This window comes from Leifsonia stereocauli, assembly GCF_038432415.1.
In the GTDB taxonomy this organism is placed as follows: domain Bacteria; phylum Actinomycetota; class Actinomycetes; order Actinomycetales; family Microbacteriaceae; genus Orlajensenia; species Orlajensenia stereocauli.
Genome location: NZ_JBCAUN010000002.1, coordinates 1,032,551 through 1,058,500, shown reverse-complemented (window position 1 = coordinate 1,058,500; position 25,950 = coordinate 1,032,551). Strand labels below are relative to the sequence as shown.

The 25,950-nt window shown below is 64.4% G+C and carries 24 protein-coding genes; 8 read left to right on the top strand and 16 right to left on the bottom strand.

The window, feature by feature from the left end:
- Nucleotides 1–33 precede the first annotated feature (33 nt).
- Nucleotides 34–1,350 (top strand): UDP-glucose dehydrogenase family protein, encoded by a 1,317-nt coding sequence (locus AADV74_RS13810; protein WP_342115009.1) that lies wholly within the window; start codon nucleotides 34–36, stop codon nucleotides 1,348–1,350.
- 218 nt (nucleotides 1,351–1,568) lie between these two features.
- Here AADV74_RS13810 and AADV74_RS13805 read toward each other — a convergent pair whose 3' ends face one another.
- On the bottom strand, nucleotides 1,569–2,462 hold the full coding sequence (locus AADV74_RS13805; protein ID WP_342115007.1) for a nitroreductase family protein: 894 nt from the start codon (nucleotides 2,460–2,462) through the stop codon (nucleotides 1,569–1,571).
- A gap of 175 nt (nucleotides 2,463–2,637) precedes the next feature.
- Nucleotides 2,638–3,543, bottom strand: a complete 906-nt coding sequence (locus tag AADV74_RS13800; RefSeq protein WP_342115005.1) for a hypothetical protein — start codon at nucleotides 3,541–3,543, stop codon at nucleotides 2,638–2,640.
- A 345-nt stretch (nucleotides 3,544–3,888) separates the two neighbouring features.
- Between AADV74_RS13800 and AADV74_RS13795 the strand changes: the two genes are divergently transcribed.
- The 3 genes from AADV74_RS13795 to AADV74_RS13785 are packed head-to-tail and all read left to right on the top strand — an operon-like array spanning nucleotide 3,889 to nucleotide 6,091.
- Nucleotides 3,889–5,040 (top strand): polysaccharide lyase family protein, encoded by a 1,152-nt coding sequence (locus AADV74_RS13795; protein ID WP_342115004.1) that lies wholly within the window; start codon nucleotides 3,889–3,891, stop codon nucleotides 5,038–5,040.
- Nucleotides 5,037–5,615 carry a hypothetical protein gene (locus AADV74_RS13790; protein ID WP_342115002.1) on the top strand — a complete coding sequence of 193 codons (579 nt, stop codon included), beginning with the start codon at nucleotides 5,037–5,039 and terminating at the stop codon, nucleotides 5,613–5,615. Before AADV74_RS13795 ends, AADV74_RS13790 begins: the two co-directional genes overlap by 4 nt.
- Complete coding sequence (locus AADV74_RS13785; protein WP_342115001.1) at nucleotides 5,612–6,091, top strand: VanZ family protein; 480 nt, start codon at nucleotides 5,612–5,614, stop codon at nucleotides 6,089–6,091. The genes AADV74_RS13790 and AADV74_RS13785 overlap by 4 nt, the downstream gene beginning before the upstream one ends.
- Nucleotides 6,092–6,152: 61 nt before the next feature.
- Here the strand turns inward: AADV74_RS13785 and AADV74_RS13780 are convergent, their stop codons facing one another.
- Together AADV74_RS13780 and AADV74_RS13775 are read right to left on the bottom strand one after the other, a co-directional pair.
- A complete protein-coding gene (locus AADV74_RS13780; RefSeq protein WP_342114999.1) occupies nucleotides 6,153–6,356 on the bottom strand; it encodes a hypothetical protein in 204 nt (67 codons plus the stop codon).
- A 165-nt stretch (nucleotides 6,357–6,521) separates the two neighbouring features.
- The gene (locus AADV74_RS13775; protein ID WP_342115201.1) at nucleotides 6,522–8,321 is read right to left on the bottom strand and encodes a DUF4012 domain-containing protein; all 1,800 of its coding nucleotides are present in this window, start codon (nucleotides 8,319–8,321) and stop codon (nucleotides 6,522–6,524) included.
- A gap of 116 nt (nucleotides 8,322–8,437) precedes the next feature.
- On the opposite strand from AADV74_RS13775, the gene AADV74_RS13770 reads away from it, so the two are divergent.
- The 4 genes from AADV74_RS13770 to AADV74_RS13755 all read left to right on the top strand — a co-directional run bounded on the left by AADV74_RS13770 (nucleotide 8,438) and on the right by AADV74_RS13755 (nucleotide 13,165).
- On the top strand, nucleotides 8,438–9,337 hold the full coding sequence (locus tag AADV74_RS13770) for an NAD-dependent epimerase/dehydratase family protein (protein WP_342114997.1): 900 nt from the start codon (nucleotides 8,438–8,440) through the stop codon (nucleotides 9,335–9,337).
- Between the two features lie 144 nt (nucleotides 9,338–9,481).
- Nucleotides 9,482–10,609: an EpsG family protein gene (locus AADV74_RS13765; protein WP_342114995.1), complete on the top strand. Its 1,128-nt coding sequence runs from the start codon at nucleotides 9,482–9,484 to the stop codon at nucleotides 10,607–10,609.
- A gap of 7 nt (nucleotides 10,610–10,616) precedes the next feature.
- The gene (locus tag AADV74_RS13760) at nucleotides 10,617–11,864 is read left to right on the top strand and encodes a lipopolysaccharide biosynthesis protein (protein ID WP_342114993.1); all 1,248 of its coding nucleotides are present in this window, start codon (nucleotides 10,617–10,619) and stop codon (nucleotides 11,862–11,864) included.
- Nucleotides 11,861–13,165: a polysaccharide pyruvyl transferase family protein gene (locus tag AADV74_RS13755; protein ID WP_342114991.1), complete on the top strand. Its 1,305-nt coding sequence runs from the start codon at nucleotides 11,861–11,863 to the stop codon at nucleotides 13,163–13,165. Before AADV74_RS13760 ends, AADV74_RS13755 begins: the two co-directional genes overlap by 4 nt.
- Nucleotides 13,166–13,190: 25 nt before the next feature.
- Here AADV74_RS13755 and AADV74_RS13750 read toward each other — a convergent pair whose 3' ends face one another.
- From AADV74_RS13750 to AADV74_RS13695, 12 genes are all read right to left on the bottom strand, one after another.
- On the bottom strand, nucleotides 13,191–13,985 hold the full coding sequence (locus tag AADV74_RS13750; RefSeq protein ID WP_342114990.1) for a glycosyltransferase: 795 nt from the start codon (nucleotides 13,983–13,985) through the stop codon (nucleotides 13,191–13,193).
- Nucleotides 13,969–15,111: a glycosyltransferase gene (locus tag AADV74_RS13745; protein ID WP_425287307.1), complete on the bottom strand. Its 1,143-nt coding sequence runs from the start codon at nucleotides 15,109–15,111 to the stop codon at nucleotides 13,969–13,971. The genes AADV74_RS13750 and AADV74_RS13745 overlap by 17 nt, the downstream gene beginning before the upstream one ends.
- A gap of 50 nt (nucleotides 15,112–15,161) precedes the next feature.
- Nucleotides 15,162–16,070, bottom strand: coding sequence for an NAD-dependent epimerase/dehydratase family protein (locus AADV74_RS13740; RefSeq protein WP_342114987.1), 909 nt, complete (start codon nucleotides 16,068–16,070; stop codon nucleotides 15,162–15,164).
- Complete coding sequence (locus AADV74_RS13735; RefSeq protein WP_342114985.1) at nucleotides 16,067–16,891, bottom strand: MraY family glycosyltransferase; 825 nt, start codon at nucleotides 16,889–16,891, stop codon at nucleotides 16,067–16,069. Before AADV74_RS13735 ends, AADV74_RS13740 begins: the two co-directional genes overlap by 4 nt.
- Nucleotides 16,892–17,061: 170 nt before the next feature.
- Entirely contained in the window at nucleotides 17,062–18,888 is a 1,827-nt protein-coding gene (locus tag AADV74_RS13730; protein ID WP_342114984.1) for a polysaccharide biosynthesis protein, read from the bottom strand.
- Nucleotides 18,882–19,838: a hypothetical protein gene (locus AADV74_RS13725; RefSeq protein WP_342114982.1), complete on the bottom strand. Its 957-nt coding sequence runs from the start codon at nucleotides 19,836–19,838 to the stop codon at nucleotides 18,882–18,884. Before AADV74_RS13725 ends, AADV74_RS13730 begins: the two co-directional genes overlap by 7 nt.
- Before the next feature lie 11 nt (nucleotides 19,839–19,849).
- Complete coding sequence (locus AADV74_RS13720; protein WP_342114980.1) at nucleotides 19,850–20,437, bottom strand: arsenate reductase/protein-tyrosine-phosphatase family protein; 588 nt, start codon at nucleotides 20,435–20,437, stop codon at nucleotides 19,850–19,852.
- 1 nt (nucleotide 20,438) lies between these two features.
- A complete protein-coding gene (locus tag AADV74_RS13715) occupies nucleotides 20,439–21,866 on the bottom strand; it encodes a tyrosine-protein kinase domain-containing protein (RefSeq protein WP_342114978.1) in 1,428 nt (475 codons plus the stop codon).
- Between the two features lie 158 nt (nucleotides 21,867–22,024).
- On the bottom strand, nucleotides 22,025–22,636 hold the full coding sequence (locus tag AADV74_RS13710; protein ID WP_342114976.1) for a thymidine kinase: 612 nt from the start codon (nucleotides 22,634–22,636) through the stop codon (nucleotides 22,025–22,027).
- Nucleotides 22,636–23,301 (bottom strand): response regulator transcription factor, encoded by a 666-nt coding sequence (locus AADV74_RS13705; protein WP_342114974.1) that lies wholly within the window; start codon nucleotides 23,299–23,301, stop codon nucleotides 22,636–22,638. Before AADV74_RS13705 ends, AADV74_RS13710 begins: the two co-directional genes overlap by 1 nt.
- Nucleotides 23,288–24,556, bottom strand: coding sequence for a hypothetical protein (locus AADV74_RS13700; RefSeq protein ID WP_342114972.1), 1,269 nt, complete (start codon nucleotides 24,554–24,556; stop codon nucleotides 23,288–23,290). The genes AADV74_RS13705 and AADV74_RS13700 overlap by 14 nt, the downstream gene beginning before the upstream one ends.
- Nucleotides 24,553–25,836 carry a sensor histidine kinase gene (locus AADV74_RS13695; RefSeq protein WP_342114969.1) on the bottom strand — a complete coding sequence of 428 codons (1,284 nt, stop codon included), beginning with the start codon at nucleotides 25,834–25,836 and terminating at the stop codon, nucleotides 24,553–24,555. The genes AADV74_RS13700 and AADV74_RS13695 overlap by 4 nt, the downstream gene beginning before the upstream one ends.
- Nucleotides 25,837–25,950: the final 114 nt, after the last annotated feature.

Sequence of the window (25,950 nt, the reverse complement as noted above, 5' to 3'; positions counted from 1 at the left end):
GGCTCGCAAGTGAAATCAACGAAAGGCCAATGCGTGAAGATCTCAGTCATCGGATGCGGTTACCTCGGAGCAGTGCACGCGGCCAGCATGGCCGAACTCGGGCACGACGTCATCGGAATCGATGTCGACGAAACGAAGATCGCCGCACTGGCTGAGGGGCGGGCCCCGTTCTTCGAGCCCGGCCTTCCCGAGATCCTGATCTCGGGCGTGAACTCGGGGCGGCTGCGATTCAGCACCGACATCGCGGATGCCGCCGGTGCCGTGGTGCACTTCGTCGCCGTGGGAACCCCTCAGAAGAAGGGCTCGTACGCCGCCGACCTCACCTACGTCGACGCGGCCATAGACGCGCTCCTCCCGCACCTCTCCGCGGGCGACCTGGTCGCCGGCAAGTCGACGGTTCCCGTCGGCACGGCGGCCCGGCTCGCCGAGAAGCTCGCTGCATCCGGAACCGGCGCGATCCTGGCGTGGAACCCCGAGTTCCTGCGCGAAGGGTTCGCCGTGCAGGACACGATCACGCCCGACCGCCTGGTCTACGGCCTCCCGCCCGAGCCTGAGGCCGCCGTGCGTGCCGAGTCCCTTCTGAGCGAGTGCTATGCGACCGCGCTCGGTGCAGACACTCCCCTGGTGACCACGGACTACGCCACGGCCGAACTCGTCAAGGTGTCGGCCAACGCGTTCCTGGCCACCAAGATCTCGTTCATCAACGCCATGGCCGAGATCGCCGAGGTGACAGGCGCCGACGTGACCCAGCTGGCCGACGCCATCGGATACGACGTCCGCATCGGCCGGCGCTTCCTCGGAGCCGGAGCCGGCTTCGGCGGTGGATGCCTCCCCAAGGACATCCGCGCCTTCACCGCTCGCGCCGAGGAACTCGGCCGTGGTGAGTCCGTCGCCTTCCTCAAGGAGGTCGACGCCATCAACCTGCGGCGCCGTCAGCGCGTCGTCGACCTGGCCGTCGACGCCCTCGACGGCGAGGTGAACGGCAAGCGCGTGGCCGTACTCGGCCTCGCCTTCAAGCCGTTCTCCGACGACATCCGCGACTCGCCGGCACTCGACGTCGCCGTGCGCCTCAAGGGTCTCGGCGCCGACGTGATCGCCACCGACCCCGAGGCCATCGAGAACTCCCGTCGCCTGCATCCGCAGCTCGACTACGTGACCGACACGTCCGAGGCGCTCACCGGAGCCGACCTCGTCGTCATCGTCACGGAGTGGAACGAGTACCGCCAGATGGAGCCGGCGTACGCCAGCGCCCTCGTCGGGGCGAAGATCGTGATCGACGGACGCAATTGCCTCGATGCTGCAGCCTGGCGCGCCGACGGCTGGACCTACAAGGGCCTCGGCCGCCCCTGACCCTCGCCCGGGACGACCTCCGCGGCACCCGCTCGCTGAGGCCCGGACGCAATCCGCGGCCACCGCCCGCTGAGGCCCGGACGCAGTCCGCGGCCACCGCCCGCTGAGGCCCGGACGCAGTCCGCGGCCACCGCCCGCTGAGGCCCGGACGCAGTCCGCGGCCGAAGCGCAGCAAACACCCCGCCCTCGCCTCACGGCGGGGCGGGGCGTTCCTGCGCTCAGTGGCGGGTGAGCACCTGCGACAGCGGACGCTTCGGCGAACGCGCCACCCTGTAGCCATCCGCCGGCGCGTGACCGACCGCGATGAGGCAGATGACGTCTTCGGACGCCGGGATTCCGGCCTCCAGCCGCAGCGCGTCGGTGCGGGCGTTGGTCATCGACCAGTTGAGCATGCAGCTCGAGAGGCCCAGCCCGTGCAGCGCCCAGACCAGGGTCATGGCGAACAGCCCGCCGTCGATCCAGCGCTGGTTGCGCTCCCCGGCGCCGGCGAACAGTCCGCGCTCGACCGTGACGATCAGCACGGTGCGCACGTGGTGACGGAAGCCCGCGTTGCCGTTCTGGTGCGCGAGGATGCGGGCGCTGTCCTCAGCGCCTTCGAACACGTGCACCCGGGCGGCCTGGCGGTTGCAGACCGACGGCGTGCTGCCTGCGAGGCGCACGGCCTCGTCGATGAGGCGAGGGTCGACCGGGCGGTGCTCGTCGAAGTCGCGCACGCTGTGGCGTGTGGCGAAGAACTGCTCCAACAACGCGGGATCGATGGCGTCGCTCGGCGCCGCCATCGGGCTCACGATGTCGCTCAGGGAGCCGGCGGTGTTCCAGCCTGCCAGCGCCTCGCGCGCGTCGACGGCGAAGGCCTGGTAGCCGTCGTCGATGGACGCTCCCGCGGGAACCAGCATCTCGAGTCGGCGATCGACCGCGTCACCGAAAGGATGCTTCGGCGAGCGCAGGCTCAGGCCCTTCTCGACGCGGTGATAGTCCTTCGTCACCTGCGTCTCGAGATGGATGCCTGTCAGCTCTGTGCTGGCGGCGTCGTCGGTCGGCGCCGCCGTCGCCCTGTAGGCGCGGTAGTCGCGGGCGAACTCCGCTCCCATCGCGAACCGCCTGCGCATCATCCGCACCGGCTTTCGAACCAGTTCCCGTACACCTGCCATGATCTGTCCTCCCCCGAGAGACGGGGTGGATACCCCTCGTTCAGGGTACAGACGTGGTGTTAAGGGCGGATTACGGGACGCTGCACATTCGATTCCCGCTCGCTGAGGCCCGGACGAAGTCCGCGGTCGAAGCGGCTCACATCCAGGACTGGAACGTCTTGATCATGTCGGTCTGCGTCCATCCGGGAACCACATGACCCTGATCGTGGTACTGCACGATCACCTCGGTCGCGACGGGCCTGGCCTTGTCAGCCAGGGCGAGCCCGTGCTTCGACGGCGTGACCAGCGGATCGAGCAACGACACCACGGTCTTGACGCGCGTGCCCTTCCAGGCCGACTGGTCGAAGCGCGCAGGGTTGGTGGCGATGGCCAGCGCGCGGTTGTTGCCGTACACCGGCGCAATGCGCACGGGATCGCGGTCGAAGAGGTCCTCCATGTCGTACGTGGCGTTGGCCATGTACATGCCCCGCGCCGCCGGAACGAGCTTCTTGCCGTAGGAGTAGCACATGAGGGATCCACCCCCGGAGTTGCCGCGCATGAAGCTCAGGCCGATCTTCCACACCGTGCTCATGTACTTCGCCACGTTCACCTGAGCCTGGATGGCGGGCTGCGTGGTCCAGAGGCTGCCACCGTAGTTGGCGCAGACGCACACAGCCCCCTGGTCGACGGCCATCTCGGCGCCGTACTTGTACGCGCCGTCGATGGACGTGTAGTCCGATCCGTTGGCGTGGAAGAACCACAGCACCCCGACGGCCTTCTTCGTGCCGGGAAGGGATGCGTATGGCACGAAGATGCGCACTCTGTCGGTGCCGAGCACCACGTCGATGGCCTCGTACTGCTTCTTGCCGAGCTTCGTCACCCGCACCGCACTGCGACTCACCTCATAAGGCAGCTTGGGGATGGGCGAGGTCGCAGCCTGCGCGACGCCTCCAGTCGAGAGCGCGCCGAGCAGGAGTCCGCCCGCGGCACCTCCGAGCACCGTGCGTCGATTGAGAAGGGTCGAGGGTCGGGGTTCGATCGACGTGGGGCGCGTTCCGGGCATGCTGCCTCCTGGCTCACTGACGGCCCGACCCGCGCCTGCGGGCGGCCGATTCGGCATGACTCTAACAACGCGACGAGGTCGAAAACACGGATGCCTCATGTTGTTAACAGGATCGACACGCAACCGTTTCTCCGGGCGGCGAGGCGTCCTTGCGCTTTGCGGATGCCCCCTATAACTTGTGAGAACCGTGACATGGCCCTCGGAAAGGTGGCCGTGTGCGGCGCGAGGGAACGGGCAATGATGCTGGACCGATGATGCGGCTCCGGCTACCGGCACTCGCTTCCCTGAGGTCCACCCCTCGCGATGTGAACTGAGTTGCAGCATCCGCGCGAGGGAGGAGAACCGATGGCCAGCATCGCGATCATCTCGCCTGCCACGGAGTCCAGGGTCTCGGGCACCGTCAATGTCGTCGCCAAGATCACCGGGGGGACGAAGATCTCCAAGGTGACCATCATCGTCGGCGTTCCGGAGTACGGAACACGCGAGGCGAAGGGCGTGGGCGGCGGCAAGTACTACATCGCCTGGGACACCACCAGGAAGCTCGTCGACAACGTGACGCAGACACCGTCGGACGGGGTCTTCTGGATCCGCGCCCGCGCCGTGGTCGACGGCGTCACCGTCACCTCACCCTTCATCGGGGTCGCGACGGCGAATCGATTCCAGAAGGACTCCCTGCCGGCGGGCGGCTGGCGGTCCGAGCTGGCCTGGGCCGCGAAATACGACGGCACCCTCGAGCAGTGGAAGGTCGGCCACGGCGCCGTCGTCGGAGCGAAGTACGTGCAGCTCGTCGACGACCCGATCCTGGGGGCTGCTCGCAAGGTGGCCAAGATCTCGATCCCCGAGAGCGCCCGCTACGACGCGGAGCAGCCCACCAAGACCACCGTGCGCTATCAATCGTCGAGTCGGCGCAACATCGTCGAGGGCGACGAGTTCTGCGTGGGCTTCGCCTTCATGCCGCCGGCCGACTTCCCGACGGTCTACCCCAAGAACGATCCGGCGAATCCACAGGGTCCGGACGCGACGGGCTACATCGCACTCTTCCAGTTCTACGGGCCGCCCTACGTCCAGGGCTCTCCGCTGGTGCTGCACGCCGACAGACGGCTCGCCAGCGACCCGCTCGACGAGTTCGTCATCCGGGGCAACGAGCTGAACGCCGGCGACCCGTGGCCCTACCTGTCTCTGCCCTATCGCCGGGGTCGCTGGACCGACGTGGTGCTGCGCATCCACGTCTCGCGATCCATCTCGAAGGGGTGGATCGAGACCTACGTGAACCAGGGGGCCGCCACGAGCGTGCAGCCGGTCCCCTTCGTCAACGGCGCCCATCGGGTACCCCGAGTGCTGGCTCGCCCCGACTCCGAGGCCTTCCGCACCGACATGCAGATCTACCGTGTCGCGAACCGATTCCCGGTGGTGTCGATGTTCCAGACCGGACACAGGATCGCGCGCACCGTGGCAGAGGCCGACCCGCGCTCGTACCGCAACGGAGCGAAGCCGTGAGCGGGGGCATCCGTCGTCGGACGGTCATCGTCGCCGCCCTGGGCACGGTTGCTGCGGGAGCCGCCGCGGTCGCGCTCCTGCCGCGGGATGCCGCACGCACCGCCTCCGGAGCGGATGGGGCGACTGCGATCCCCACGAAGGTTCCCGTGCCCACTCGCACGCTCGACGAGGTGCGGGCGGAGGCGCTCGGCAGTGCCGGCATGAGGCTCGCCGCGAGTCCGTGGAGCACGGATGCCGCAGCGACGACGACATGGAGCACGCTGTACGTGTCGTGGCTGCTGCGCGAGAACGCCGTGCCGCAGACCCGCGACCCACGTGAGCTGTACGAGCACTTCAGCGCTCTCGGCCAGGTCGGAACCGAGCCGCGCGACGGCGCCGTGATCTTCTACAGTGACGGGCCCGTCGAGAGCATCCACCACGCCGGCTACGTCGAGCGGACTACTGCGGGCGCTGTGGCGACGGTGGAGGGCGACGTGCCGGACTTCCTGCCGCACGACAAAACCTTCGTGCGGCGTTACGGTCAGCCGTGGGACTCCAACATCATCTACGGCTACCCCGAGTACGTGGTGGCATGAACCCGTCACAGCGCCGCCTTCTGGCCGGCGTGCTGCTGGCGGTCTACCTGGTCGTGCTCGCGCTCGTCGTCCTCTGGCCGGAGCCCGTCGACAAGCCGGCGAACCATGAGGTGTACGCCTCGATCATCTGGTTCCACGAGCACGGCTTTGCGTGGGTGACGTACGACACCATCGAGTTCACGTCGAACGTGGTGATGTTCCTGCCCTTCGGGATCATCATGACCGTGCTGCTCGGGCGTCGCCGCTGGTGGATCTCCACCCTCGCGGCAGTTGCCCTCTCGTCCGCGATCGAGCTCGTGCAGCTCCTCGCGCTGCCCGACCGCTATCCGAGCGTGCGCGATGTGATCGCGAACAGCACGGGGGCGCTCATCGGCAGCCTCCTCGTGCTACTGATCGGCACGCTCATCGCCCGTCGCGGACGGCGCGTTCGAGTCGCCGACCGCGGGATCCCCATACCTGCGCACACGTCGCACTGACGATCGGCTTCGACCGGCCTCGACCGCCGTCACCTCGACGACTGCCGCGGTGGGCGTCGGCTCAGCGGCGGTCGGAGCCCGAGGCGAACGCGAGCAGCCGCGCGAAGAGGGCGACGACCACCAGCAGGGGCGCGACCAGAATGATCAGGCCGGCGGATGCCGCCCGGTCGGCGAACCCGGATGCGTGGGAGTACGGCGGCTCCATGACGAGCGCGTCGAACGTGTCACTGAGAGGTCGCTGCGAAGCGCCCGTTATGGAGCTCATGATTCTCCCCGACTGCCCGCGCTACCCGAAAGCGTGGGACTGTTCCGATCGTAGCGACGCAAGGTGAACGCGTGCTGGACGGGAACACCCCAGTGTGCGGGGGTTCTTCAGCGCGCAGTTCACCGCACGGGCACTGTCGTCGGCGCCACGCATGCCGCTGCGCACTCAGCTCGCGGGGACCGTCCCGCAATCGAGCTTGGACTCCGTGACCTCAGTGGGGCTGACCACCGGGGTGACCTCAGCAGAGAGCTTGCGCAGCACGTCATCGGTCGCCAGCACGTCGAACGACATCACCGCGGTCTCCCCTGGTGCGATCGTCGTGATTGCCTGATTGACCGGGTACTCGCCGTCCGCCGTGATCATCGAGTCGACGGGCGCTCCGTCGCGGGTGATGTCCAGCATGGTCGAACCGGGCGGCGCGTAGACGAGAGTGTCGACACGCATATTGCCGATCGCAGTCGTCTGCCCGCCACCGGTGACGTAGTCGGGAAGCGTGGGCACGACATCCGGAGACACCGTATTGGTGAGCGACACGTTCACCCGCACGTGACGCTCGCCATCGGCGCCGCACACCGCCTGCCCCAGATCGACGCTCTGCGTCATGAAACGCTGCATCTTGCCGGGCGTGTAGTCGATGAAGTAGACGCCGAACGCATCCATCTTCTTCGTGCTCACCGGCGGTTCTCCATCGAATTGCGACCCCACGATGAGAGCCTGCTCGTCCGGGTCGTCGGTCCACATCCGGATGCGGCCCTCGGCTGCGGACTTCGTCAACGCGGTCGTTATCGCGGTGACGTCGGTCGCACCCGATCTGATCCGGTCGAATGCCAGAGTAGCGATCGCCTGGTTGATCGCGTCCACCTCGTAGGGCGTGTACTTCGAGTACAGATCGCCCAAGAGGATGGACACTGCGTTCTGTCCGGTGAGCTGCGTTCCGTCTGGGAGGTCCAGCGGGCCGGTGGCCGCGATGATGTTGGAGAGAGCGACGGTGTCAAGGGAGATGACGCCGTCGATGGTGTCGCCATAGCTTCGCTTCCAGATCTCCTTGGCGATGTCGTGCGTCAGCGAGAACCTCGGCGTGCGCGTGAGACTCTGCACGTACTTGCCCAAGCCGAATGGATACGTCGCGATCACGTCGTCGGCGATCGGGATGACGGGAGTGTCGTACATCGGAATGTCCACAGGGGCGGCCGATGCCTGCCTCACCAATTCGATCTGGCCATTGTCGACGTGGAACATGGCAAGGGAGCCGACGGTTCCACCTCCCGGCATGACTTCGCCGTTGTTCTGGAAGAGGAGGAGGTAGTTCTTCGGCCCGTCTCCGCCCAATGCGGCCGGCAGAACCGCGAGAACGCCGTCTAGGCCGGAAAGTGTCTTGCTCGCGGAGGCGAGGGAGCTGCCGAGGCGATCGAGCCCCCCGGCTACAGGAGCGATAAGGCCACTCCGGTCCACCTTCGAGATGCGGTCGCGACTTTCGGTCGCGGCTGCGTCAGCGGCGCTGACCGTGACACCCAGATCGCGGATACGAGCAATGTCGAATGCGCCATTCACCGGCTTGAGCGAAGCGACGTCGATCGTCGAGACCGGAACGACGACATCCGTCGCCAGCCGGTCCGCTTCCTCCGCTGCGACGCGCACCGCGTGGAGGTTAGGCCCGGCAACGGGCACCCATTCCAATGCCCCCCAGACGAGACCGCCAGTTGCGGCACGTGCCGCCGCCGTGTGGGCTTGCAGCTCCGTCGCATCGATCGCGGCCGCGTCTAGGTCTCCGGCGAGGGCATGCGACTGCACCGATGATGCGAGCGGGATGGAGGCCTCGAGTTCAGACCTGACCTTCATCACACCCGGGATGATTGCCAGAGCGATTCCGCCGATCAATAAAATCAGAAGCGCGACAGCCACCGGCACCCACAGCCGTGCACTGCGCACGAGGGGTGTCTTTGCATCTCGAGCGCTTTGTCCCATCTCGCACAACCCTATAGATATGCGCCTGAAAGAATGCCCTAGCATGCGGCAGTCTTCGGCTTCGATCCCTCAAAGTCTCAAGTGCCACATCTCACATCGGATACGGAGTTAAAGACGTGGAACGAGTGCTTGTCACCGGGGCAAACGGGATCATAGGTGCGGCTTTGCGCAGACTTCTCTTGGCCGACGATGCGACCACGAGCGTTTTTGCTGTGCATTCTCCTGCAATCGGAGAATCTGAAAGGGCCTTCGATTTGAGGGACGGGGACAGCATACGGACACTAGTTTCAGCTACTCGCCCGGACGTAGTAATTCACTTAGCAGGCCTGACCGGACCTGGTTGCGAAGTGAGTCCCCAAGACGCATTTCAGATCAATGTTGAAGGTACGCGTCGACTCGCAATGGCAGCCCTCGAGGAGGGAGTCAGACGTTTCGTCTTCGCATCCAGCGCAGCGGTCTATGGAGATCTCGCCAATCGTCCGGCGCGAGAAGACGATCCTCTCGCCGGTCGTTCGGTTTACGCGCGCAGCAAAGCAGAGGCTGAACAGGCACTGTCAGAGGTCGCACTCTCGTCGGGCGCTATGTCCTCGATCAGCGGGCGGATCTTCAACGTCGTGGATCTCAACTCGCGGCTCTCGCTTTTCTCTCGATTATTCGCCTCAGCCCGAGAGGGCAACGATGAGGTCGTCCTCCGCGGCTTGGATTCATTCGTTAGGGACTACGTCCGCAGTATCGACGTCGCCCGCGGACTTCTGGATCTCGCGAGGATCAGACCTCCCCGTCAGAACGATGTCACGAACATCGGCACCGGCGTAGCAACCTCCAACCGAATGCTCATTGAGATGATGACCAAGCGTGTCGCCGTCCGTCATCGTCTCGACGCCAAGGATCTCGGCAGCTACAGCGTCGCTGATACATCTCATTTTCGCGCCCTCGTAGGCTATGAACTTCCACCACTGCCGGGCCTTCTAGCTTCCGAAGCACCCATGGAATCCTTATTCCGAGTTGACGCCTAGGTTTGAGTTTCCTAATCATGTTTCAGTTCTCTAGACTCTGACAGATCGATCGGGAGAATCGCTCGCCCCGAGCCAGGTGCAGCGTCCACGATCCCGCCGCGTCTTCATTGCATTTGCGATGCGCACCGAACAGGAGAGGCCGGAATGCTTCCCTACCTCGGAATCGCTGTCGCAGTGTGGGTTGTCGCGAACTTTCAGTCGGCGTTCCGCCTTACTACTCGCAGGATGCGGTCCGTTCGGGAGCCTGCACCCGTGGCGGAGCTTCCGTCGGCCCTCGCGACACAGGCGGACCCCAAGTGGGGCTTTGGCGACGTAGTCATCGTTGCAATCCTGGTGACGTTTTCCGCGTTGCGATTCAACGTCGGCACCGATTATCCGATTTACCTTCAATTTTTCCGTCAGATCGATCCGGCATCTGATTGGGCGGCGCAGATCGCCGCGTCTCCCCAAGAGGCGGGCTACACCGTTCTCTCGTTGTCCATCGCATCGCTTTCGGATTCTCCATTTGCAATCTTCTGGGCAACGAGCTTCCTGACAGTGGTGCCGATTTATGCTGTCCTGCGCCGACAGAGCACCGACCTCCCGTTCGCCCTGGTCCTATACATCCTTTTCGCCTTCTTCCTCGGGCCCTTCAATACCATCCGCCAAGGGATAGCAGTGTCGTTGCTCTTCTGGGCAAATAGTTGGTACGGCCGAAGCAAAATCGTGTTCGCAATTCTCAGTGCGCTCGCAGTGCTGTTTCATGTGTCCGCTCTCGTCGCGCTTGCACTCATGCTCATCTCGAAGAACTGGAGACCTCGTCTGGCCCCAGTTCTGGTGAGTGTCGCTGTGATGATCGCTCTCGGCACAGCCGCCCTGGCACTCCCCGCCCTGTTGGATGTTCTTTCGACGCTGAACTCACGCTACGAGACTTACGCTGACGATCTGGGACAGGCGGGAGGTGTTGGGGTTTTCCTCCTCCTGGCGATGCGGCTTGCGCTGCTCGTTGTTGCATTTCGGCTGCCATTCCCCGAGGGAACCGTCCGATGGCTTGCGTTCGTGTGTGTGGGCACCGCGTTTCTTGCTCTAGGGACGCAATCGGTAGTCGTGGCGAGGATGGATCAATACTTTGGGATCTTCCTCCTCCTACTCCTCCCAAATCAGCTCAGTGCCACGAAGAATCCGGTGCCGGCAAAGCTTGCTCTGATTGTTCTTGGGGCAGCCCACCTCATCCTTTACGTCACGAACTACGCAGGCCTCCTCCCCTACGAGACTTACCTCGGGGTTCGGTGATCTTCGGATGACCACCTCCAGTAGTCGGTTCCGAAATCTCCAGCCAGCCTTCTGGCTCCTTAGCGCTAACCTGACGCGCTACGCCGGCCAGCTTGTCCTATTTGCATCGATTGCCGTTTACCTCGGGAGTGGGCCAGCAGGCAAGTACGCACTTGCGCAAGCAATCACCGCGCCCATCTTCATTTTGTTCGGTCTCGGCCTGCGCACACTAATACTGACGCTCAGTCCGTCTACGTCGCTCCGCAATTTCACAATTGCACGCTCGTTGTCGTTGCTTGTCGCCATTGGCGTCACGGTGCTGGTCGCAGTGGTCTTCCAGAGCGAGTTCTCGCTGATATTGCTCATCGTCGGTCTCTCTAAGTGCGTCGACTCATTTGCGGATTTCTATGGCGGAGTCTCGCAACGATTGAACTCGGAATGGATTGCAGCAAGCATGAGCGGTGCCGCAGCGCTCGGTGTTATAGGAGGCACCGTTCTCGCGTGGGGCTTGGGACTCACGCTCATCCCGTTAATTCTCATGTCGGCCACCGGCTCCGCTATTGGGTTATTCGTCGCGCAAACCACCTTGCTGCGTCCGCGCTTGGTCGAGTGGCGAGCAAAGCGAACGAGATACTCGACATCGGCGGACCCGTCGGTGCGGATGATCCTCAGGGCAGGGCTCCCTACGGGGTCGTCTGCGGTCCTCGCTCCGCTGCTTGTTGGAGTACCTCAGTACACTCTGGCGCTCACTGGCGAGCCCTCCCTGGTTGCCCATTTCACAGTGTTCATGTACATGCAGCTTGGGACGGAAATGGTGACGAACTCGCTTTCGCAGGCATGGACGCCCCGAGGCCGAGAACTGGAACTCAGCCGCGGACTTACGAGACGGGATGTCTTCAGGGTTTCTCTGCGCTGGGAACGAGCAATCATCCCGACGAGTGCTCTCAGCCTTTTGGCCGCTGCATTGCTTTTCCCGACTTTGTTTCAGGACGCCTATCAGCCCGATATGGCGTCTTACCTTCTGGTCGCCGCGTCGAGCGTGAGTCTGCCTTTCGTTTACGCCGGGCTAACTAGCCTGCCCATCCGGCATTTATACCGTCGCTCGGTGCTGACCAACGCGATCGCATTATCCGTGAGCATCATCCTGAGTGCTGCTCTCATACCGTCTTTAGGGGTTGTTGGCGCGCTCAGTGTCAATCTCGTTGGACTCCTGACTCGCGCCACGGTCGCCTTCCTAGTAATGAACACACCCCACACCAAAAGAGAACAATCGTGAGTGATCAGATTTCCCCGCGCCAGGCCACGCGATCTCACCGGTGGCTCCTCATCGGCAGTGCCAATGGCTCGACGAACTTGGGTGATGAAAGCATGTGGCTGGCTGCCGCCGATGTGCTTCGCTCGGAGCACCCTCATTCGACGATCGTCACCGATGCCGCCCCCGGATGGGAATCGGGCCTCGAACGTGTGGAGCTCCATCCGTTCCTCCTCGAATCGTTGCGACGAGGAAAGTTCCTCAGCCCCTGGACCCACCGCTCCCGCATCGTTGCATCCATCGAGCGACTGGTGTCGCGACCGGGCCGCGTTGCCTATGCACGTAGGGCCCTGGCGCGAGCCAAGAAGGGGCCACGAACGAAATTGCAGCGGCAGTGGTACAACGAAGTTCGGAGTGCCGACGCTGTCATCTTCACGGGAGCAGGGGCGATTAACGATGACTACGCAGCCCACGGCGTATATTCATGGTCCCTACTGACCCACTGGGCGCACACTCTGGGCAAACCCGTGGCATTCCTTGGACAAGGCCTGGGTCCATTGGACGCCTCGAACGCTGCCGAGACAGCGAAGATGCTCAAGTTGGCGAACGTTATCACTGTTAGGGAGGAGACGTCTTTGCACCTGGCCACGAGCCTCATTGACGGCGCGGGAGTTACCCCCTTGCTCACCCCGGACTGGGCCCTCGCCCTGCCCGCCACGTCAAGCGCGCAGTCTGACGCAAGGCAGCTCGTCGAAGTCGTGATCGGAGGAGGGCCTTTCATAGCAATGTCCTTTCACCGCCGACGAGCCGGATCCAGCGATCTTCTCGACCAGGTAGCCGTTCTCGCTGAATCGCTGGTGGAAGCGTTTAGGCTTCAAGGGCTCAAGGTTCTCTTCGTCCCCAATATGCGAGGTAATCGGTTTTCAGACGATCGCGAGACGGCCCGGATTCTGGTCAGATCGTGGTCGGCGGCAAATCGGGATCACATGACGATTCTCGAGCCGGAGACGGGGCCCGCGGTAACAAAGGCGCTACTAGGACTCGCTGATTACCTCATCTCTTCCCGCTATCACCCAATGGTGTTCGCCTTGGCGGAAGGGACCCCCAGCTTCGGTGTAGCGTACGACGACTATTACGTGCAGAAGCTCGTCGGTGTTTCGAGCATCTTCGGGCTAGCCGACAATGTGGCGAATCTCAGGGACCCTTCCCTGACTGCTCGATCGATAATCGCCTCTCTGACTGGCCAACGCGCGCCAGCTGCAGATGATGCCACGGTGGCTGACATTGTTGCTCCGCTTCGGACCTTTATCGCGGCCGTCAGATGAGCTGTCGGGGAAGGCCGAGGAACTCTCAGACAGAGTGACCGGGTTTCCGCAAGCCGAAATAACGGAGATACTGCGCCACGCTCCAAGCTGTCCTGCTCACAAGCGAGGCGACGGGGTTGATGCCGAGCACCTTTGCAAGGTGTCCTTGCCCTGACCAGACGCGCCGGGCGTAGAGGGAATATGGTTTAGCGCCGCGACTCATCTGCCCTCCATGGACGCGATATGAGACGAGTTCGTCAGCTAACACTGCAACTTCACCATCGACGGCCATCCGCAGCCAGAGATCGTAGTCCTCCATTTGTCGAAGCATGGGGTCGTAACCACCTGCCGCGAAATAGGCATCGGTTCGGAACAGAGCGGACGAGTGGATTATTGGATTCCGTTTGATCATCGCGAGGCGTACGTCGTCGCCGGTGGCCGGTAACAACGATCCGGTAGATCTTCCCTGCTCATCAATACGCGATGCACGCGATCCCACCAATAGCGTGTTTGGGTGTGCTCGAAGATAGTCGATTTGGGCCCTGAAGCGGTTCGGAGACGCGATATCGTCAGCATCCAGACGTCCTACAAACTCCTCGGAAACTGTCTCCATTGCCAGCGCCAGAATCCCCGCCAACCCGATCCTGGTCGCAGACTCCACAGTGTCTACGCGTGGATCTCCGAGCCACGGAAGAGAATCATCGGGGCTGGCACCATCATGAGCGACGATGATCCGAAGACCAAGCGATCGTTGGCAAAGCAGCGATTCGACGGCCTCTGACAGCCAGGGATCCCCGCCGATTGTCGGAATGATGACGACGACCTCAGCGTTCTGACCCATGCGGGGCCTCCTCGTCAGATCCTGACAGCATGCGAGAGTAGAACATTCTCATCTGCTCCCACACGACGGTTTGATCAAACCGCTCCGCCACAAATTGCTGCGCCGCGACAGCCTTGACCTTCGCGCTGTAGGGGTCGGACGCAACTGCGAGGATCGCAGCGGCGAGGTCATGCACAGCATCAATTTCAACGATGGTCCCTGTTACCCCGTCGATAACAACATCAGCGACACCTGTCGCATTAGTAGCGACGATAGGTACGCCGGCCGCAGCAGCCTCCAGGATGACGGTGGGCAGACCCTCCCGTCGCGAAGGTAAGCAGAATATGTCCATCTCCGGATATGCGGATGCGGTGTCCGGGAGGTCTCCGGTCATTGTCACCCACGGTTGCGCAAGGGCGGCCCGGGTGGCATCGGAGAGACTCTCAAGACTCTCGGGCGGGCCGACCAGTCTCAGGCGGAATTGCGGAAAGGACGTCCGCAGCTCTACGAGGGCGCCAACCAGAACGTCAATACCTTTGTCTGCCGTGATGCGGCCTACAAATCCGACGACTGTAGGACGTACCGCGTCAGAATGTATGGGCTGCGTCTCGATCGAAGTGCGCTCAGCACGAGCAGCACGGAAGTGCTGTACGTCCACGCCGTTTGCAGAGCCGGCACCGACGACCACAATGTTGCCAGTGGGTAGTCCCAGGTCCCGCATGCGTTTCATGAGACCGGCACCCACCGCCACCTGGACGGTAGAAAGCCTCATTGCGAGCGCCTCCCCTGAGAGGAGGATACGGCGCGTGACTCCGCTAGCAGTCTCAGCTCTGATCCCGAAAACCAAGTAGACACGGTGAGGCACTCCGATGACGCGCGCCGCCATTGACGCGAGCAGCGCTCCCTTTGGAGTTCCGTACACAACCATTCGCGGGCGTAGCCGTGCTATGTCGATCAAGAGCATTGCGAGACCCGCAATATCGGCGAACGGGCTAGGATCGCGGCGGAGGGGGCGTGAGTGCCCACTCACGCCATCTTCGTGCAGAATACGGTCCAGTCGACCGGTATCGCGAGCAATGACGTGAACAGTGAGTCCCGATCGCCTGAGGAAAGCCAACTGGCCCTTGAGGTGGGACTCGACTGACACATCCGTCGTTTCCACGAAGAGAATATCCGGACGATGACCGCTTCGAAACTTCACTGCTCCTGAGCCTCTCCATCCGAAACGGCGACAATCGACTGCCCATACCAAAGCACTTCCAGCCGGCGCGCCGATCCCTGAAATGCGGAATTGTTTGTCCAGCGAGCGACGCGATTCGCGACAGTCAGAACCGTACGGCAGACCCATGCCGGAAGCCGACGGGGTGGTTTGCCTCCATATCTCGCGAGGACGTCGAAGACGGTTTCTCCCTCCCAAGGCTGAACTGTGATCTCCGATGGCTCACCGAGTGCTACGCCTGCGACGCATACAGCGAGGCCATTGAGCGAGGAAACTGGAGACGGCGACAACCCACGCCCGGGGACGCTCGCAAAGGGCGAACGCGCAAAGGAGATCAAGCGTTGAGTTGTCTCTCTCGTCTCGTCGTGCACAGAAGAAGCTCGAACAATCGAAAGCTTCGGTAGTTGGGTGTCGGAGTCAGCGGCCTTGAGTAGCAAAGTCTCGCCCATGGCCTTGGACTCAGAGTACGGGGAGAAGGGGAAAACCCGCCGGGACGCATCGAGAGGATTGTGATTTCCTTGGACTGCGATCGAGCTGATGTGGACGAATCGACGCACACCGGCCAGCTTCGCAGCAATGAACAAGACGAGCGGCAGGAGGGCGTTGGCTCCGAACAATGCCGATGTCGCCTGCGAATCGGGCCGCGCTAGACCTGCGGCATTTATGACCACATCTGCGCCCCGCAGGCTTGATATGAGAGTCGGCCTAGACAAGGCGAGCGACTCAGCTACAGCAATATGCTCGCTCAGCGGTCGCGATTCTCCAAGGATGCGCGGTGCCACGATACTGACCACTTCCTGGCCTCCATCACGAAACGCCTCGGCGATTGCGGCACCAACGAAGCCGCTCGCACCGACGACTGCGACGACGACCGGTCTTGCGCTCATGTCCTGGGCACTTGCTTCCGTGCGAATATGACAGGGAGTGAGATGTAGCCGCCGCAGATCGCGACGATAGCCAGTATCGGTAGAAGCCAATAGCCGGAACCCGCCGACAGAATACCAATGCTGGCGCAGACGGCTGTGGCCCCGCCGACTATCGCAGTGCAGGTCAGGTGACCAAACCCTAGATCCTCGAGGCGGTGATAGACATGCTGGCGATGAGATTCATACCATCGCTCTCCTCGGGCTATACGCGAAAGCAATGTGTAACCGGTGTCAGCGAGGTAAACAGCAACCATGCTCAAGAGCGTCAGTAACGGTACCCCGCTCATCGCAGCCGATACCAAGATCGTCGCAATCACCGCACCCAAGACGTAACTGCCGACATCACCGAGGAAGACGCGTGGTGGCAGCAGATTCCACGGTAGGAAAGCGATAAATGAACCCGCAAGAACCAATCCAGCGGGGATCATCCAGGTGGGCCCGAGGCCCGTGAAGCCGATGGTGGCGACTGCCAGTCCGACGATGAAGCCATGAACGCTGGACATCCCGTTCACGCCATCCATGAAGTTTGCAATATTCATGTACGCCGCGATGGCGAGGCCGCCTACGGGCACCCACCACCAGCAACTGGACACTGCAACCACGACTATAAGACCGACACCAAGCTGCGACGCCGCTCGCACGGCAATGGGAAGGCCACGGAGATCCTCAAGAAACCCTAGAGATCCGGCAAGAACCGCGGCAATGATGATTGCAAGGGGATACGGGCCACCCGCCGGGTCGATTGAGATTGAAATCGACGTGCCAGCGACGACCCCAAGCAATGGGGCTATCCCGAGTCCGCGCAGCGTTGCAACACTGTGGGAGGATCGCGCCGACGGAACGTCGACTACCCGGAGAGAACGAACCAGTGGAACGAGAACGAACGGTGCCAGCCCTGACACCACGAGTGCCACCAAGCCGGCGAACACCCACGGCGATATTCCGGTAGCAATCAATGCCGGGTCCCGCCGCTGGTGCGAGACCTTGTGGATGTCACGACGCGAGCCAACCAGGCATCGAAGCTCAACTCTTCTGCTGGAAGAGATGGCACCTTGGCGTGTGAAATCTTCTGATGGAGTGGGCGGGCGTCTGATTCGCCAGAACCTACCAAGATCTCGTGAAGCTTCTCCCCGTCGCGGAGACCGGTGAAGACGATGGAGATGTCCTTGCCCGACATGTCGATCATGCGCTCGGCTACGTCAAGGATCCGAACGGGTTCGCCCATGTCGAGGATGAGCACTTCGGCAGGCCTTCCAATTCCGCCCGCCTGCACCACGAGCTGGCAGGCCTCGGGAATGGTCATGAAGTAGCGTGTCGCATCTGGGTGCGTGACCGTGAGAGGGCCGCCTGCCTCGATCATCGAGGTGAACGTCGGCAGCATAGAGCCGCGGCTGCCGATCACGTTGCCGAAACGCACCGAGAGGTAGCGCAGGCCGGTCTCATCCGCCATCCAGGCAGTGAGCTTCTCAGCCACGCGCTTAGAGTGACCGAGCACACTCGTGGGGTTCGCCGCCTTATCGGTGGAGATGTTGATAAAAGTGAGCACGCCGGCGTCGCGCGCGGCGTTCAGCACATTGAGGGTTCCGAGCACGTTCGTCTTCCACGCCTCATCGGGATACTGCTCGAGCATCGGGAGGTGTTTGAGCGCGGCCGCGTGGAACACCACCTCGGGCCGACGCTCATCGAAGATGCGGTGGATGACATCGGCCTCGCGGATGTCGGCCAGAACGACCTCGTTAGTATCGAGAAGACCGTGTCCTCTGGTGCCGAGTTGCGCGGTCTGCAGGCCGGTCTCGTCCCGGTCGAGCATGATGAGTTCGGAGGGCTTGAACTTGAAGATCTGGCGACAGAGCTCGGAGCCAATGGATCCACCGGCACCGGTGACGAGCACGCGTTTGCCGGTGAGATAGCCGGCGATGCTCTCCATCTCCGTATCAACCGGATGCCGCCCGATGATGTCTTCGATGGCGATGTCACGCAGGTCGGAGACGCGCGACTTGCCCGCGAGGATCTCTTCGAGCAGCGGCATCACCTTCACCGTGAGGTTGTAATGCACGCCGATGTCGGAAATCCGTCGCAGGAAATCGGAATCGGCATGCGCGATGGCGATCACCAAGACTCGGGCGTTAGTGTCGCCGACGATACGTTCGATCTGGTCGATCGAACCGCGCACTGGGACGCCACCGATGTGCCGATTGCGTAGAGCCGGATCGTCATCGATGATTCCGACCGGCAGGTACGACGAGTGCGGGTCGGTGACCATGCGTCGAATGAGCGCCGTGCCGATGTATCCGGCGCCGTAGACCAGCGTGGGCTGCGCGCCTTCACCCGGCCGGGCGTGGCGCTCTACGTAGAGGCGCTTGAGGTAGCGCACTGAGAACATGAAGAGCAGGGCGATCGGGAGGGCGATGAACATCGTGCTGCGCGGGGTATGGAGCCAGGTGCCGAGAATCGCGATCGGGATGCCGAGCAGAACAGCCACGACAAGCGCAGCCAAGCTCAGCGCGCGAACCTCGTCGAAATTTCCGTAGGTGTACCGCCCTTGATAGAGGTGGAACACGAGGCCAATACCATATTGAAGCGCAGCTGCGGCCAGCGAGAGGATGAGGAGCGGCAGGACGGCAATCTGCATCGCATTGAACTCGTAGCGGAAGAGTTCGGCCAGCGAGATGGCGAGGAACCACGAGAGTGCATCGAGAGCGTACTGGGAGCCGAATCGGATCGGTCGGCGCTTGTAGCCAGCCTCCACGATGTCGCTGACGCGATTGCGCCTCACCATGTCAGTCCCCCGTCGGTCGAGCGTGCGAACGCGTCACCTGACCACAACCAGATCGTATCGCCGCCCTGAGCCACGGCGTTGTCCTGTGGAGCCGCACCGGACTCCACGCAGGTCGATGGCTGCGTTGCTTCCGTGCCGCCTTCCACCGGGGTGGAGGAGACCTGGGCGCCGTCGCACCCGTTCTGGCGGGAGATCACGATCAGGTAGCCGTCGCCGCCGGGTGCGACTGCCGCGGCGCCGGTGACCGACAGCGGTTCGCTCCACGAGCCTCCGGCATCCGTCGTCGTCATGACCGTCGAGCTGGCGCAGAGCACGGCGGCCGCGGTGTCGCTGGTCGCGGCGACCTGCACAGGCTGGTCGCATGGCTGTGATGCAGCGCCACCGGGAGCGACGACCGACGTGGCATCCTGGCTCAGGTGCCACGTCGTGTCGACCTCGTCGGCAGCCTCCCACTCCTCGCCGGCCACGTAGGAGCGGGCGAACAGCGGGGTGCAGCTCGCGGCGTCTGCCGACACGAGGGCGACGTAGTCTCCGCTGCCCGGAAGGATCGTTCTGACGGATGCCGCCGCCGGCTCCACCGTCACTGTGAAGTCAGACCAGGATGCCCCGCCGTCGTCGGTCGCCTGGACGATGGGCTGGTCGCCCGGGCACGAGCCCACGCCCGCTCGATAGGCGCGCTCGCCGTCGACGGCTGCCATGATTCGGGCGGGCGGGGTCACGACAGCGACAGGCTCGGCCGACGGCTCGACGGTCGGCGTCGCACGGTCGACCGGGACCAAACTCGCGGGGGTCGACACCGCAGCGCCATCAGGAGCATTGCGATTCTGGGTGAGCGCCAAGTAGACGAGCACGATTACGACCAAGGCGAGTGCGGCGATGCCGACGATCCACAGGGGACGCGAGCGCTCCCCTGAGGAGCGATCGGTTCTGCCGGGGACTCGTCTTGCCATGGAACGACCGACTAACTGACCGATGCGGCGCGTTCGATGAACGCAACAGTGTCGCGGACGGCGGGAACGAGCTGGTCGGCAGAAGCCTGGTACACCGCGTTGGACTGACGGTAAGGATCGACGACGTCGTCGTCTGCGGGAGAGTCGGCGGGTGCGACTATCCCCCGGAACGATGATGCGACGGCGATTGCCGATGCGAACGGCTTCGAGCCAGGAACGAACCCGTCAGCCAGGTCCTCGTCGCTCACTTCAGTGACGAGGCGCGCGAACTCCCGGAGGGTGAATGTCTTCCTGACAGCACTCGGCACCATCTCGACGATCGCCCGACGGTGGTCACGCGACAGGGCGAGAACGAGGTCGGCCTCGACGATCTGCTCCGCCGTCAGCTGCCGCGCGACGTGTGCAGCCGCATCCGTGGCCCCGTAACGGGCGGCGAGGACCTGCGATTGGGGCGCCATCGGCGAGCCCACCATGGCGATGGTGCCAGCGCTCGTCACGGTCGCATCAGCAACCCCGGCCAACCCCTGACGAAGGAGTTGCTCGGCGAGGGGGGACCGGCAGATGTTCCCCGAGCAGACCGTGAGGATGGAGATCGCCATGTCAGCGCTTCCGTCGACTGCGGGTCTTGGTCGGTGCGGCCGACTCCGAGGCGTCGTCCTCTTCGTGAATGACGCCGTAGGTGTACGCGCCGTAGCCATAGCTGTCTGGACCCTTTGTCGGAAGCATCGTCACGACGACACCGGCGAGGCGGCCGCCGGATGCCGTCAGCGCACGGACGGCCCCGGCGAGCTCCTGCTTCTTCGTGCTTCCGGATGCAGCAACCAGGATGGTGCCGCCGGTGAACTTCGAGACGACAGCGGCATCCGTGACCAGCAGAAGGGGCGGCGCGTCGATGAGGATGTAGTCGAACTGCTCGGAGAGAGTCTCGAGGAGCTCGACCATGGGCCGTGACCCCAGCAGCTCGCTCGGATTCGGGGGGATGCGCCCCGCCGGGAGCACGAAGAGCTTGCCGCGGCCCCACTTCTGCAGTACATCGGCGAGCGTCGCACGACCGATGAGGAGATCGGTCAGTCCGACTCCACCCTCGATGCCCATGTACTCGGCGATCTTGGGGAGGCGGAGGTCGCCGTCGATGAGCGCGACCCGGGCACCGGTCTCCGCCAGCGAGATGGCGAGGTTGGCTGTCGTGGTCGACTTGCCCTCACCAGGGCCGGCGCTGGAGATGACGAAGCTGCGCGGACCACCCTCGACGTTCACGAACTGGAGGTTGGTGCGGAGGCTGCGGAAGGACTCCGCGCGCGGGTTGCGGGGATCGGCGTGCACGATGAGCGGACGCTTCTTGGCGTCGGGATCCAGGGCGATGCCGCCGAGGAGAGGCTTGTCGGTGATCTGCTCGATGTCGTGCAGCGAGTGGATGCGGGTGTCGAGGACACTGCGAAGGATGGCCAGGCCGATTCCGGCGGCGAGACCGACGAGCGCGCCGAGGATGAGGTTCAACGGAACGTTGGGGCTCGAGGGGCGCGACGGCGCGGTGGCAGGCTGGATCGTCTCGATCTTCACCAGGCTGGGGGCCTCTCCCGACGGCTTCTCGAGATTGTTCACGACCACGTCGGAGAAGTTCGCCCCGATGGAGTTGGCGATGAGCGCCGCCTGCTCCGGATCCCCGTCGGTGACGGTGATGGCGATGAGAACGGTGTTGAGCGGGGACGATGCCGTCACCTGCGCCGCGAGTTGGGCACTGGATTCGGAGAGGTCGAGTTCCTTGACGACGCGGTCCAGGACCACAGCACTGGCGACGACGTCGACGTAGGACGTGACGGCCTGGCGGGCGAAGCTTGTACCCTGAACGAGGTCTCCGGTGGCCGCCGCCTCACCGGCGCGAACCGAGACGTAGAGCTTCGTCGTCGCCTCGTACTTCGGGGCCACGAGGATGGAATAGGTGGCGGCGAGGCCGATTCCGAGGAGCGCGAAGACCACGATGAGGATCCAGCTCTTGTGCAGGATCCGGACGTAATCGCGTAACTCCATTGGTTCTGCTGTCCCCCGGTTTGTGGTTGTCGCAGACGTAGTACTGCGTCGTACATTTTGGCACACGGCATGAAGGGGCAGGTCCGTCGGACGCTGTGTTTCGGGCGGATGTGCCTTCTCATCGGCCAACATAGCCCCACTACCGGGTGCCGTCGCGCCTAACGGTTGGCGAGCCGCCCGCCGGACTCCTGCAGATAACACGATCCGCACAGCGACTCGTACCCGACGTGAACCCCATCGATCGCCACCTGGTCGCCGTCGAAGACGAAGGTGCCGTCGACGAGCCGGGCATTGAAGACGGCTTTGCGTCCGCAGCGGCAGATGGTCTTCAGCTCTTCGAGGCTGTGCGCGATCTCGAGCAGACGGCGGCTGCCGGGGAAGGCGACGGTGAGGAAGTCGGTACGGATGCCGTACGCCAGCACCGGGACGCCCTCGAGGATGGCGATGCGCAGCAGGTCGTCAGCCTGCTCGGCCGTGAGGAACTGGGCCTCGTCGACGAGCAGGCAGCTCACGTCGCGGCCCGTCACTGCGACCTGGGCCGCGCGGTGCCGCTGGAACTCGGCATAGGCGTCGGTGTCGGGACCGAGGACGAAGTCGACCTCGCGGGTGACGCCGAGGCGCGACAGGATGCCGAGGTCGCCTTTGGTGTCGATCGACGGCTTGGCGAGCAGCACGCCGTGACCGCGCTCCTCGTAGTTGTGTGCGGCCTGCAGGAGGGCAGTGCTCTTTCCGGAGTTCATCGCTCCGTAGCGGAAGTACAGCTTGGCCATTACTCGAGGAATCCGTCTTCGGCTGCCCGACGGATGAGGTCGGTCTTGCGGCTGGCCGGCCGGCCCACCTTCTGGTACTTCTCGCGCACGCGGCGGAGATACGTCTTGGCTGTCTCGTACTTGACGTCCATCGCCTCGCCGACCTCGATGGTGCTGCGGCCTGTGACGTAGAGGACGAGGGCCTGGCGCTCGCCAGGGCTCAACTGCGGCTTGACGAGAGTGACGCCGGGGGTGCTGGCCACTCGATCAGCGACGCCCGACGTGGGGACCGGCATCCGCAGGGCCGATCGGACCGCCGCCATGACCTCGGCCATCGGGAGCGCCTTCGACAGGAAGGCGAGTGCTCCGGCCGATGTCGCCCGTGCACGGGCGTCGGCGCTGTCGAGGGCGCTGATGACGATGACCTTGGCGCCGGCCGCACGACAGGTGCGGATGCGGGCCTCGATGGAGACCGGTTCGACGAGCTGGAAGTCCATGAGCACGACGTCGACCGGGAAGTCCTCGCTGCGCACGAAGTCGAGCCAGCGGTTGGCCGCCACGGCCAGAGTGAAGTCGGGAGCGTTGCTGGCGATCCAGCTGGCGACGGAGTCGAGGATGACCTCATGGTCGTCGAGCAGCCCGACTCGAACAGGCCGCGCCGCGACGGCGTTCTCAGTGCTGGGCATAGTCGAATCCTACTGTCACGGTCCCCGGTGCAACGCGCACGACGACCCCCTCGAACAGGACACGCACGACCGCGAGATACTGCACGAGGATCCCCTCGGCCCGGCGCGCACTGAGCGATCGAGGCGCGGCATCCGTCATCGCGGAGATCTGCACGGAGACGGATGACGCAGCCGACCCGCCGCCGCCACGCAATCCCGAGCGTGCTCCTGGCCCCTGGCGCAGAACCACTGCGACCGACCGTGCAGCGATCTCGTCGTCGCGGCTGATGGCCGCGACCAGGGCTGCACAAGCGACGCGCTGCTCACCGCTCATTCGCAGCGCGAGCACGTCGGGGTCGTCGACGCCGGGCGAGCCGCCGCCGGGCAACGCGATGCCGTCGGCCACGTCGTCCAGCCAGGTGCGACCTATCTCGGCGACGAGGGACCCGCGCAGGGTGTCAGCCAGCGCGCGGGCGCGGTCCACATCTTCGCGCTCGACGGTTTGGGCGTTGATGCCGCGGGTGAGGAACGGCAGCACGTCGCGCGCCAGCACGCTCACCTGTTGCTGCTGTACCGAGCGCGCGAGGCCGATGCGCGCCTCGTCCTCGATCTCGAGAGCCGCTCGCGACACCACCCGCTGCCAGTCGCGCACAGCGCACACGAAACCGTTCGAGAACGCCGCGGCCGCGATCCCGAGAGCGAGCGGCGGCACCACGAGCACCACGATGTACTCGGCCAGCGGGGCGTGCACGGCGAGGTAGGGCGCCTGGGCGATGGGGAACAGCGCGAGCGCGAGCGACGCTGCGACGGCGCCGACGACGAGCGAGAGCGCCGGCCTGTACGGCGCCATCATGGCGAGCAGGATGGCCACGGTGACCTGCCCGAAGTCGTCCTGCAGCAGCAGGTTGGTCCCGAAGCGCGAGATCGTCTCGAGCGCCGCCGCGACGACCGCGAGCGTCACGACGGCGAACGCCGCCTGCGGCCCGAACGGCGACGACGAGGGGTGGGCTGCCGCCAGGAAGACGGCGCAGGCCACGACGAGCACGACCACCGCTGCGATGCCGACGGCCGGCTGCTGCACGGCCTCCCACTGGCGCGCGGTCTGGAAGCCCGCGTAGCTGACGGCCATGATCGAGCCGATCCAGGAGAGCGGATGCGCGCTCAGTGTTCCGAGCGGATCGACGACCTGTGGACTCCTGCGCCACGACGCATCGCGCGTCGCTTCGATACGCGAACGGATGTCGCCCCAGCTCACTCCGCTGCCCGCCGCGCTCACGAGGCTGTCCCGTCAGCTGCAGGACGGTCTGCGGTCGACTGAGACGCCGCGGGTACCGACTCGACCCGGCCGGTTCCGGACATGGCCGGGAGCACGATCACGACACTTGTTCCCGAGCCCGGGGTCGACCACACCCGCACGGACCCGCCGACGGCCTCGACCCGCGCGAGCACGGAGTGGCGCAGGCCGAGGCGAGGCGCCTCGGTCTCCGACGGCACGAAGCCGACCCCGGCGTCCGTCACGGCCACCACCACCTCGTCTTCGTCTGCACTGACCGAGAGATCGGCATCCGTCACCCCGGAGTGCCGCAGCACGTTGATGAGGCACTGCGTGACCGCGAGACCGAGCGCTTCCGCCTTGTCGGCATCGAGCCTGAAGACGACGGAGCGGTCGCCGGAGACGTCGATGGAGAGTCCTTGGGCTCTGGCCGCCGAGATCGCCGAGGCGAGCGGGGTGGCGAGCCAGTCGGCGGAGCCCGTGCTGATGGCGTCGCGTGAGAGCAGCCAGTCCTGCCCGATGATGCGCTCGAGGTCGCGGGCGATCATGGAGCGCAGGCGCGGATCGATGGGGCCCGGCTCGGCTGCCGCGACGGCCATGAGGTGGCTGAGCGCGGTGTCGTGCAGCAGTGCCGTGGCGCGCGACCCGAGTTCGCGGCGAGCCGTGAGCGCGCTGTCGCGGCGGGACGCCTGGTGGATGAACTGCTGCGCCGACTTCGCCCGGCCCGTGTCGAACGTGGTCGCGAGCAGCACGATCGCGATGAGCAGGTATGTCGCCGGGGCGAAGGGATCGATGCGGAACTCGACGCCCGTGGCCATGGCGGCCAGCAGTACGGCGGTCTCGCCGAGCAGGAGGCCGAGTGTGCTCCAGACCAGGCCGACCAGTGGGGTGTCGCCTGCCCCGCCCACCATCACCAGAGCCATGACGGGCAGCGCGACGATGAACAGGTCGGTCGTGGGGAAGAGCAGGTCGTCGCTCAGGATCGTGACGGCGTAGATGAACGTGCTGGCCGCCCCGACCGCCAGGTAGCCGACGGTGGCGAGAACGGTGTGGTGCCTCGTGAGCGTGATGAGCAGGATCGCCATCGGAATGAGCGCGACGATCGTGGGCCAGAGTCCGTCGTGCGGATGCTCGAGGCTGAGCGAGATGATCGCTGTCAGGGCGCCGGCGAGGCAGACGAGGCCGAACCAGTGCGCGGCGCGCGCGATGACGCGACTCATCGTCGGTGCGATGAGGTGGTTCGGCAATCCGAGCGTCACAGTGAGCACCCCCTCGAGGTTCATTCCAGCGCATGAGCGGCGGTCGTACCCCGCATTCTCTGGAAATGTACCCCGCTCTGGGACGGTGCGCGAGCATTCGGGGGACAAATTCAGGTGTCAATTGGCGCATAGGACACC

Bases quoted from the DNA above. Each gene is read 5' to 3' on its own strand.
- AADV74_RS13805 (WP_342115007.1), bottom strand. From the start codon at position 2,462: ATGATGCGCAGGCGGTTCGCGATGGGAGCGGAGTTCGCCCGCGACTAC.
- AADV74_RS13800 (WP_342115005.1), bottom strand. From the start codon at position 3,543: ATGCCCGGAACGCGCCCCACGTCGATCGAACCCCGACCCTCGACCCTT.
- AADV74_RS13795 (WP_342115004.1), top strand. From the start codon at position 3,889: ATGGCCAGCATCGCGATCATCTCGCCTGCCACGGAGTCCAGGGTCTCG.
- AADV74_RS13785 (WP_342115001.1), top strand. From the start codon at position 5,612: ATGAACCCGTCACAGCGCCGCCTTCTGGCCGGCGTGCTGCTGGCGGTC.
- AADV74_RS13780 (WP_342114999.1), bottom strand. From the start codon at position 6,356: ATGAGCTCCATAACGGGCGCTTCGCAGCGACCTCTCAGTGACACGTTC.
- AADV74_RS13775 (WP_342115201.1), bottom strand. From the start codon at position 8,321: ATGGGACAAAGCGCTCGAGATGCAAAGACACCCCTCGTGCGCAGTGCA.
- AADV74_RS13765 (WP_342114995.1), top strand. From the start codon at position 9,482: ATGCTTCCCTACCTCGGAATCGCTGTCGCAGTGTGGGTTGTCGCGAAC.
- AADV74_RS13760 (WP_342114993.1), top strand. From the start codon at position 10,617: ATGACCACCTCCAGTAGTCGGTTCCGAAATCTCCAGCCAGCCTTCTGG.
- AADV74_RS13750 (WP_342114990.1), bottom strand. From the start codon at position 13,985: ATGGGTCAGAACGCTGAGGTCGTCGTCATCATTCCGACAATCGGCGGG.
- AADV74_RS13740 (WP_342114987.1), bottom strand. From the start codon at position 16,070: ATGAGCGCAAGACCGGTCGTCGTCGCAGTCGTCGGTGCGAGCGGCTTC.
- AADV74_RS13730 (WP_342114984.1), bottom strand. From the start codon at position 18,888: ATGGTGAGGCGCAATCGCGTCAGCGACATCGTGGAGGCTGGCTACAAG.
- AADV74_RS13725 (WP_342114982.1), bottom strand. From the start codon at position 19,838: ATGGCAAGACGAGTCCCCGGCAGAACCGATCGCTCCTCAGGGGAGCGC.
- AADV74_RS13720 (WP_342114980.1), bottom strand. From the start codon at position 20,437: ATGGCGATCTCCATCCTCACGGTCTGCTCGGGGAACATCTGCCGGTCC.
- AADV74_RS13715 (WP_342114978.1), bottom strand. From the start codon at position 21,866: ATGGAGTTACGCGATTACGTCCGGATCCTGCACAAGAGCTGGATCCTC.
- AADV74_RS13710 (WP_342114976.1), bottom strand. From the start codon at position 22,636: ATGGCCAAGCTGTACTTCCGCTACGGAGCGATGAACTCCGGAAAGAGC.
- AADV74_RS13705 (WP_342114974.1), bottom strand. From the start codon at position 23,301: ATGCCCAGCACTGAGAACGCCGTCGCGGCGCGGCCTGTTCGAGTCGGG.
- AADV74_RS13695 (WP_342114969.1), bottom strand. From the start codon at position 25,836: ATGAACCTCGAGGGGGTGCTCACTGTGACGCTCGGATTGCCGAACCAC.